Here is an 8,023-nt window from a genome sequence, read left to right on the forward strand (position 1 = left end):
GAGAAGATATAATCTTCTCATATTCTATATTATTTAGTTTTTTGTGCTGTATAAAAAGCATACTGGAATATCAATCCCTCAATTATAATTGGCAATACTATATCATATGTTGAATAATCTCTTAGGAAATGCCTATAAAAAACAGAATAAAATAGCATTGTATCGCTTTCTAATAAATACATGCAACCAATTCTAATTATAAAAATCCCAGGAATTGCAATTATTAACATTTTCTTAATATTTAAGTTTTTATGAAGATTGAATAATATTATCCCTGATATTATAGGGATAATAATCCAAATAATAGATATAATTTTTGAAATAAAACTATATCCAGATATTAGTCCATGCAGTAAGAAAAAAAAGAGATACAGTAAACAATATAAATCAAATGCTAGATACTTATCCTTCATAATGCCTCCATAATTAATAAATTACTGTAAATGTAAAAGTAAGTTTAAACCAAACAAAATAAGACATCCAATAAGTAAATGCTTAATCATATTCCCTCCTAGATTATTTATAGCTTATTTTTATAAATGATCTCTATTGCTCTACCAACAACTTTAAAATCAGGTAACATCTCCTCAGTAATATATTTATCTTCATAAATTGGATTTATGCTTTTTAAAATTATAGCTTTAATATTGTTGTTAATTACCAATCTTTTTATGTATATAGCCCCATCATAATTTACAACATAAATTTTTTCATCAATTATTTCTGTATCATCGGGATCCACAACTATATATGATCCATCTTTTATGACTGGCTCCATACTGTCCCCTTCAACCTGAATTACATATGTCCTATCATTATACCCATTTTTAGGAATTGTAATATGTTTTATTGGGGCAGCCTGATAATTTAATTGACCAGTTCCTGCACTCGCAACTGCCATGACTGGCACTTTGATTAATATATCGCTTTTATACGAAGTAACGGCATCATGGTCAATAAAACCTATCTTTTTAAATAAATCTATCTGATTTATTTTTAATGCAATTGCTATTTCTTTTAAGTGTAAAGGATTTATTTTTTTCTTTTTACCATTTTCAATTCTGGAAATATCTCCTTTATCTATTCCAGTAAGTAAATTCATATAATTTGTGCTATATCCTAAATTTTCTCTTTTTTCTTTTAAAAAATTTCCTAACTCAATAGCTTCTTTTTCTGTAAGTTCAAAAGTCTTCTTTTCCATAACTACCCTCCTACCTACTTATATTATATAGTGGTAGTTGATATTTATCAATATATTTCAAAAAAACAGTTGACAATTAACAACTGAAATTATATAATAGGTTATAAGCAATAGAAAATTATATTTTTTTTATCAATTAAGTTGTTAAATAACAACTAAAGAGGAGATATTATGAAGCTATCAGATTTAAAGAAATTAATTGAACTTTTAAAAGAACTTGGAAAAGATGCCAATAAAATTACATTTACCAGCTTAAAAAATTTATAGGAGGCAAGAATATGGAATTAACAGAAAAAATTGAAGAATTATTTGAACTAGCTAAATCGCAAGGGGAAAGACAGGAAGTAAAGTTTTATAAACTTAGAGGTACATTCTATTTAAATGTCGGTAACTTTGAATGGGAAGGATATAACGCTGAAGAGTTGATAGACCAGGCAACCGAGGAGATGAGAATGTGGTAAATGATTTTTTTAATAACATGTTAATTGCAGTATTGGCGGTAACTCTTGTATTAATAGTTATATTTGAATTGTAAGGGGGCTATATATGTATTTAAAGAACTTTGATGACAGAAAGAAACAAATAGTTAATAGTTTAAAAACTCTTCTTAAATTAGAAGATAAAGGCCTTATAAAAGAGTGGAAAATGAATGACTGGTTATGTACTTACTACACTAGATTGGGCGGTAAAAATGGTGAAGATATCCTACTGGAAATGAAGGTATGTGATCTAACTGAGGAAGCAGTAATTAAACAAGTATGCAATTTAAGAACTAAATACATGCAACAGATGCAAGGCTTAATAAATGACGGAATTCTGGAAGACTGGGAAATAAAAGAAATAGAAAAGATATTTGAAAACTATAAAAATGTAGACAATTTGGAAAATGCAGAAAAGTTTGAAGAGTGGTTTAAAAATTAAAGGAGTGGGATAACATGACACTAGAAAAATTTGATGAACTTTACAAAATAGACCTACAAAATAAAATTGAACAAGACTATAAAGGCTTAAATTATTTAAGCTGGGCAACAGCTTATAAATTAGCAATGGAAAAAGACCCAACTATGAAATATGAAATACTTGAAGACCAAGACGGTATTCCATTTTTCAGTCGTGGAAAAGTACACATAGTAAAAACTATTGTGACTATGTTTGGAGAGTCTAAAGCCATGATATTACCAATTATGGACAATAAACATAATGCAGTTGATACCCCAAATGCAAGACAAGTAAATGACAATATAATGAGATGCCTTGCAAAGAATATTGCAATGTTTGGTATTGGATTGCCATTGTATGTCGGAGAGGATTTAAAACAATTTGATGAAGACCAACCAGTTAAGCAACCCGATAAACCTAGTAAGTCTAGCAAATCTAAAGAAGTAAATAAAAAGGATTTAGACAAAGCAGCAACTGACAGTTTAAGAACTGAAATAGTTAAAACACTTACTGAAGCTGATGATCCTTTACTTGAAAAAATGTTAGGTTACTTGAAAAAGAAAAATCTTGGAGAGTGCAACTATAAAGACTTGAAAATGATAAAAGGTAGACTTGAAGAGGAGCGAAAGAAAGCAAAAGCAATTGACAACATAGGGAAAGATGAAATAGGTGGTATATTCCAACAACCAGTTAATTAATTATTATACCCCTCATGAATTGAGGGGCTTAACAATTAATTAAAGAAGGAGGAATAAAAATGGCTTATGATGTAAAAGTTAAAAGATTTTTGTGCTTACAAGAGGAAGAATTACAAGAACTTATTTGGGAATATTTAAACAAAGGTTATCAAATACAAAAAACTGAAATTAAACATGATATTCAAGGATTAAATGGGATATATGTGTTCGTGAAACAATTTGAAAATAATAAATACTATATAGAACAGTTAAAAAAAGAAAATGCTAATTATGAAGAAATAATAGAAAAATTAAAACAAACTAACCAATACGATTACATTATACGAAGAATAAATTATTTAGAAGAACGTATAGAACACAATATTAAAAAAATAAATTTGCTAAAGGAAAAGGAGAAAGAATAATGTTAATTTTAAAAGTAAATAAGCACTCATTTTACGGGTCAAGTCATCCTGAAGGTCAGACCCTGGAATGTGAATGTTACAAGATAAACGAAGACATGACAAGTAGAGATATTGAAAATTTAATAAATAGAAAAACAAAGCAAAATGATTACTTGAGTATAAATTGGGAGATTTTAAAAGTGGAGGGGGAATAACATGTATAGTCTAACTATTTACAATGCTACAAAATCAGAAATAGTTACTCAGGAACTGGAAGTCGTAAAACTTCAAGAACAGTTAGAGCAGACAGAGGAATATAAAAAATTACAGATTGCAAAAGCTAACCTAGAAGCAATTAAAAAAAGACATGCTGAGCTTGAATATAATCTAATAAACTTGATGTTACAAAATGGCGATACAGAATTTGAAAAAAATGGAGTAAAAGTCAAGTTAAAAGATACTTCTAGAGATAGTGTCAAGATAGAAGACGAAAGTCTAATACCTGACGAATACAAAAGAACTAAAGTTGAAATAAACAAATCTGAAATACTCAAAGCATATCGAGAAACTGGAGTTTTAATAAGTGGGATAGATATTGTCAGAGATCCAAAATATAAATTAGAAATAAAGGTGGATGAATGAGTTTAAATCTAAAAGGAGAACTTAAATATATTATTAATTTCATGAAAAAGAATACAAAAAACGGGATAAATTATGATGAATTTTATTTAGAAATACTTAAAAATTGTTTAAATGTTGCAGAAAAAGAAGAAGAAAAAATAAACAAATTACAGGAAGAAGTATATAGATTAAAAAAATTATTAAGAAAAAGAATAATAACGCAGGATGAAAAAAACGAGTGTTATTAAAAAAATAAAAGGAGGGTTATAAAATGAATACAATACAACTTACTGGAAGAATAACAAAAGATTTAGATCTTAAATATAGTCAAAGCGGAAAAGCCTATTGCAGATTTTCTTTAGCAGTTCCAAGACCACTTAAAAAAGATGACACAGATTTTATAAATTGTGTAACTTTTGGAAAAACTGCTGAAATGATGAAAAAATATCTTGCGAAAGGAAATAGAATTGGAGTTACTGGAAGACTTCAAATGAGTAAATACGAGGTAAATGGCGAAAAAAGAGTGGCTTATGATGTAATGGTTGATAATATTGAATTCCTGGATAATAGAAAGGATAAAGAGGATAATCCACCAGTTTATGAAGCAGAACAAAATAAGCAAAATGTAAATAAAAACGATGATGAATTTCCATTTTAGGAGGTAAAAAATGAATTACGAAGACTTTTTAGAGTTAGCAAAAGAAAAGGTATACGAATATGAACGCAATAATGGAAACACAATAAGAAGACGTGATGTTTACATTGTATGGAGTTGTAAAACTCTTCAAAATGGTAAGGCTTTATTAAGTGCCAATAACAATGAAAAGAGAGCTTTTTATTATGAATTCACTCTTAATGGAGATAGAGGCGAATTTTATATGGATGTATACGACAAAAAAGAAAATATATGTTTAGACAGTTATGGATGTGCTAAGGAAGAAAGAATTAAATAGACTTTAAGTTAATAGGAGGAACATATGAATATTGAATTGATTGAAAATGAAGGACAGCTTGAATTGTATGTTCCTTCTAATAAAACACTAGATGATATAAAAGAAGTTATCAATAAAATAAAAAAGAGTGAAATAAAGGTTGTAAAAACCGATAGATTAAACTTAGACCAATCCAAATTAATTTGGGTGCTATGTGGTGAATATGGCGACTTGACAGGATATACAAGAGAGGAAATGAGAGAGGTGCTTGAAAATGAATTTTGCAACCAAAGAGAGATTGAGTATTTTTCAATATCCCCTTTTAAAAAAGATGCCTGCTCTCTTCAAGTAGCAACAGAATTTATACAATTCATCATTGAACATTCAATAAATAATGGATTTAATTTGATAGTAACAGAAGGTAAAGGGGATAAAAGAAAATACAAATCAACAAAAGATATAGTCCCTGATATAAGAAGATATATTTTAGCTTGCTTACTAAATAAAAGGTGCCCAATTTGTGGGTCATATGATGTTGACTTGCATCACTGGGACAGTGTGGCAAGTATTGGTGGGTATGCTCATGATGATGGATTAAAAACTAGATTTATCCCATTATGTAGAAAGCATCATACAGAATTTCATACAATTGGGATTAAGGACTTTGAGAATAAATACCATGTCAATGGTGTTTGGTTATCTGAAAATTTAGTAAGGGAGTTAAAAAAGATTTATCCAAATCATTTTAAGGCTTTTAAGGAGGAATATTAATTGATAAAGTTTGTTGAATTATTTGGTGGGATTGGTGCACCAAGAAAGGCACTCCAAAATTTAGGAATACCATTTAAAAGCGTTGATTATGTGGAAATAGATAGCAACGCAGTAAAAAGCTACAATGCTATCTTTGATGAACATTATAAACCATGTGATATAAATAGTTATATCCCTAAAGATATAAAAATAGATTTATTAGTTCACGGTAGCCCTTGCCAAGATTTCAGCATAGCAGGAAAACAATTGGGTGGAGAACAAGGAAGCGGAACAAGAAGTTCCTTAATGTTTAAAACCTTGGAAATAATAGAACAAATGGGGAATAATAAACCTGAAGTAATAATATGGGAAAATGTAAAAAATGTTTTAAGTCCTAAGATGAGAAATGCTTTTATTAAATATTTATTAAAACTTGAACAATTAGGATATAAAAATAAATACAGAGTCTTAAATAGCCTGGATTTTGGAATACCTCAATCAAGAAATAGGATATATGTTGTATCCACACTATCTAAAGAATTCAGTTTTAACAATTTAAAAACTAAGGAATTAAAACCTATAAAAGAATTTATGAGTGACTACAAAGAAAAACACTTAGTTACTCAACCAAGTATGCTTAAAAAAATAAATGCAAAAAATCACACTACTGTGATAATAAAAGATTATTGCACTTGTATAACTACAAAACAGGTAAGAAGTCCTAATTCTGGAGTATTTAAATTAGCAGATAATAAATACCGGTACTTAACTGAACTTGAGTGCTGGAGGTTAATGGGTTTTGATGATAAAGATTATTATGCAGCTGCAAAAGTTCATAAAGTTAAAGACAAGTTCCAATCTTCAATCATGTATAAGCAGGCAGGAAATAGTATAGTAGTAAATGTTTTACAAGAAATATTTTTAGAATTATTTATGAATAAAGCTAATAAAACTGAACTTTTTTAAAAAGGAGGATTTATGTTAAGTAAAAAAGAACAGTTAGTTATTACAGGAATAAGATGTTTATCTGTTTATATAAACAACCATGTAGATGGTTGGGATAAAGAACTGAATGAAAATGATGGGTATTTAAATGATAACTTTAAAAATTCAATGTATACCTTTAAAAATGCTATTAATAAACTTCAAAAAGAATATGAGAATACACCAGTGACATATACTTATAGAGATAAATTTATTGATGAGGTCAAAGATTATAACTTCATTTTAAAAGGAAGGAATAAAAAAACTGGGACTTATCAAACATTTTCAAATGAAGCTCAAAGGCATTTACCATATGAAGACTTTATTAATGACTTCTACATGATTGATTTATTCCTTATAGTTATCCAGGAGAAATACGAAAAAACAGTACAGCAAATGGGAATAGAGCCTGTATTTGATGATTTAATAAAGGCCTATAACTACTATTCCAACTTCTTTGAAAAAGAAATAGTGATAATGTAGGAGTGATCATATGAAAATGAAAAGATATAAGAACTATGAATATATGGAACTTAATTTTATAGCATATATATTACAAATGATAAAAGGGTGGTTAAATGGATAAAATAGAAGTCTACACGGCAAAAGAAGTAGCTGAAATATTTAATTGTAGTTTATCAACAGCTTATAACAAAATTAAATATTTAAACCAGGAACTTGCTAAGCAACATGGAATAAACAAAAAATGCCTATTTCAAGGGAGAATTAGCAAGGCATATTTCAATAAGGTTTATAATTTTGTTGATTAAATGTAAGAAGAGGGCTATTATTTAAAGTGAAATAGTCCTCTTTTTAAAAGGAGGAATTATGAAAAATGAAAATGGAGCGGGAAGTGTTTATAAACTATCAGGCAAAAGACGTAAACCATGGATTGCTCGTATTACTGTTGGTTATGATAAAGAAGGGAAGCAACTTAGGAAAACAATTGGTACTTATGCTACCAAAAGAGAAGGGCAAGAAGCACTACTAAAATATAATGCCAAACCTATGTTATTTAATGACATTACATTTAAAGAACTTATGAATATGTGGTGGAACACAAAGAAAGAGTCTTATACTGAAAAAAGTAAAAGCCTTTGGGAGTCAAGGCTAAATCAACTTAAAGAATTATATGATTACAGAATAATTGATATCACATTATTACAATTACAAAATCTATTTGACACTACATTCAAAGGAAAATCATTTGCTTATAAATCAGCTTTAAAAAGTGGATTGAATATGATATTTAACCATGCCTTGATTAATGACTTAATAGAAAGCAATAAAGTGCAATTTATTGAGTTAGGTAAAAATAAGAAAGTGATACAAAGAAAAATATTCCAAGATTGGGAAATTAGAAAACTATGGTGTGTATATGAGGAAAAAGATGTGCATTACAAAATTCATAATACAGTAACTGGTATCTTACTTTTGATTTATACAGGTTTAAGAATAAATGAGCTTCTGAATTTAAAAAATGAAGATATAGATTTAGATACTGCTAGTTTTAAA

At 28.4% G+C, this 8,023-nt stretch carries 16 protein-coding genes; 14 read left to right on the forward strand and 2 right to left on the reverse strand.

The window, feature by feature from the left end; genetic code table 11:
- Window positions 1-29: 29 nt before the first annotated feature.
- Together IX290_RS10665 and IX290_RS10670 are read right to left on the reverse strand one after the other, a co-directional pair.
- Window positions 30-413: a hypothetical protein gene (locus IX290_RS10665; protein ID WP_211493172.1), complete on the reverse strand. Its 384-nt coding sequence runs from the start codon at window positions 411-413 to the stop codon at window positions 30-32.
- Window positions 414-520: 107 nt separating this feature from the next.
- Entirely contained in the window at window positions 521-1,201 is a 681-nt protein-coding gene (locus IX290_RS10670) for a S24 family peptidase (protein ID WP_211493173.1), read from the reverse strand.
- Between the two features lie 278 nt (window positions 1,202-1,479).
- Between IX290_RS10670 and IX290_RS10675 the strand changes: the two genes are divergently transcribed.
- The 14 genes from IX290_RS10675 to IX290_RS10740 all read left to right on the forward strand — a co-directional run.
- Window positions 1,480-1,662 carry a hypothetical protein gene (locus tag IX290_RS10675; protein ID WP_211493174.1) on the forward strand — a complete coding sequence of 61 codons (183 nt, stop codon included), beginning with the start codon at window positions 1,480-1,482 and terminating at the stop codon, window positions 1,660-1,662.
- Window positions 1,663-1,747: 85 nt separating this feature from the next.
- Window positions 1,748-2,122 carry a hypothetical protein gene (locus tag IX290_RS10680; RefSeq protein WP_211493175.1) on the forward strand — a complete coding sequence of 125 codons (375 nt, stop codon included), beginning with the start codon at window positions 1,748-1,750 and terminating at the stop codon, window positions 2,120-2,122.
- Between the two features lie 14 nt (window positions 2,123-2,136).
- Window positions 2,137-2,838, forward strand: a complete 702-nt coding sequence (locus IX290_RS10685; protein WP_211493176.1) for a DUF1071 domain-containing protein — start codon at window positions 2,137-2,139, stop codon at window positions 2,836-2,838.
- Between the two features lie 59 nt (window positions 2,839-2,897).
- Window positions 2,898-3,242 (forward strand): hypothetical protein, encoded by a 345-nt coding sequence (locus IX290_RS10690; RefSeq protein WP_211493177.1) that lies wholly within the window; start codon window positions 2,898-2,900, stop codon window positions 3,240-3,242.
- On the forward strand, window positions 3,242-3,436 hold the full coding sequence (locus tag IX290_RS10695; RefSeq protein WP_211493178.1) for a hypothetical protein: 195 nt from the start codon (window positions 3,242-3,244) through the stop codon (window positions 3,434-3,436). Before IX290_RS10690 ends, IX290_RS10695 begins: the two co-directional genes overlap by 1 nt.
- Window position 3,437: 1 nt before the next feature.
- Window positions 3,438-3,863, forward strand: coding sequence for a siphovirus Gp157 family protein (locus tag IX290_RS10700; RefSeq protein ID WP_211493179.1), 426 nt, complete (start codon window positions 3,438-3,440; stop codon window positions 3,861-3,863).
- Complete coding sequence (locus tag IX290_RS10705) at window positions 3,860-4,090, forward strand: hypothetical protein (protein ID WP_211493180.1); 231 nt, start codon at window positions 3,860-3,862, stop codon at window positions 4,088-4,090. Before IX290_RS10700 ends, IX290_RS10705 begins: the two co-directional genes overlap by 4 nt.
- A gap of 23 nt (window positions 4,091-4,113) precedes the next feature.
- Window positions 4,114-4,500, forward strand: a complete 387-nt coding sequence (locus IX290_RS10710; RefSeq protein WP_211493181.1) for a single-stranded DNA-binding protein — start codon at window positions 4,114-4,116, stop codon at window positions 4,498-4,500.
- Window positions 4,501-4,510: 10 nt separating this feature from the next.
- Complete coding sequence (locus IX290_RS10715) at window positions 4,511-4,795, forward strand: DUF6275 family protein (protein WP_211493182.1); 285 nt, start codon at window positions 4,511-4,513, stop codon at window positions 4,793-4,795.
- 24 nt (window positions 4,796-4,819) lie between these two features.
- Entirely contained in the window at window positions 4,820-5,545 is a 726-nt protein-coding gene (locus IX290_RS10720) for a putative HNHc nuclease (RefSeq protein WP_211493183.1), read from the forward strand.
- A complete protein-coding gene (dcm, locus tag IX290_RS10725; RefSeq protein WP_211493184.1) occupies window positions 5,546-6,490 on the forward strand; it encodes a DNA (cytosine-5-)-methyltransferase in 945 nt (314 codons plus the stop codon). It begins immediately after the preceding gene.
- 12 nt (window positions 6,491-6,502) lie between these two features.
- Window positions 6,503-6,991, forward strand: a complete 489-nt coding sequence (locus tag IX290_RS10730; protein ID WP_211493185.1) for a hypothetical protein — start codon at window positions 6,503-6,505, stop codon at window positions 6,989-6,991.
- 95 nt (window positions 6,992-7,086) lie between these two features.
- A complete protein-coding gene (locus tag IX290_RS10735; protein WP_211493186.1) occupies window positions 7,087-7,278 on the forward strand; it encodes a hypothetical protein in 192 nt (63 codons plus the stop codon).
- A gap of 58 nt (window positions 7,279-7,336) precedes the next feature.
- Window positions 7,337-8,023: site-specific integrase (locus IX290_RS10740; RefSeq protein ID WP_211493187.1), on the forward strand; the 687-nt coding region annotated here is incomplete at its 3' end.

It is taken from the genome of Fusobacterium sp. DD2 (assembly GCF_018205345.1).
Taxonomy (GTDB): Bacteria; Fusobacteriota; Fusobacteriia; order Fusobacteriales; family Fusobacteriaceae; genus Fusobacterium_A.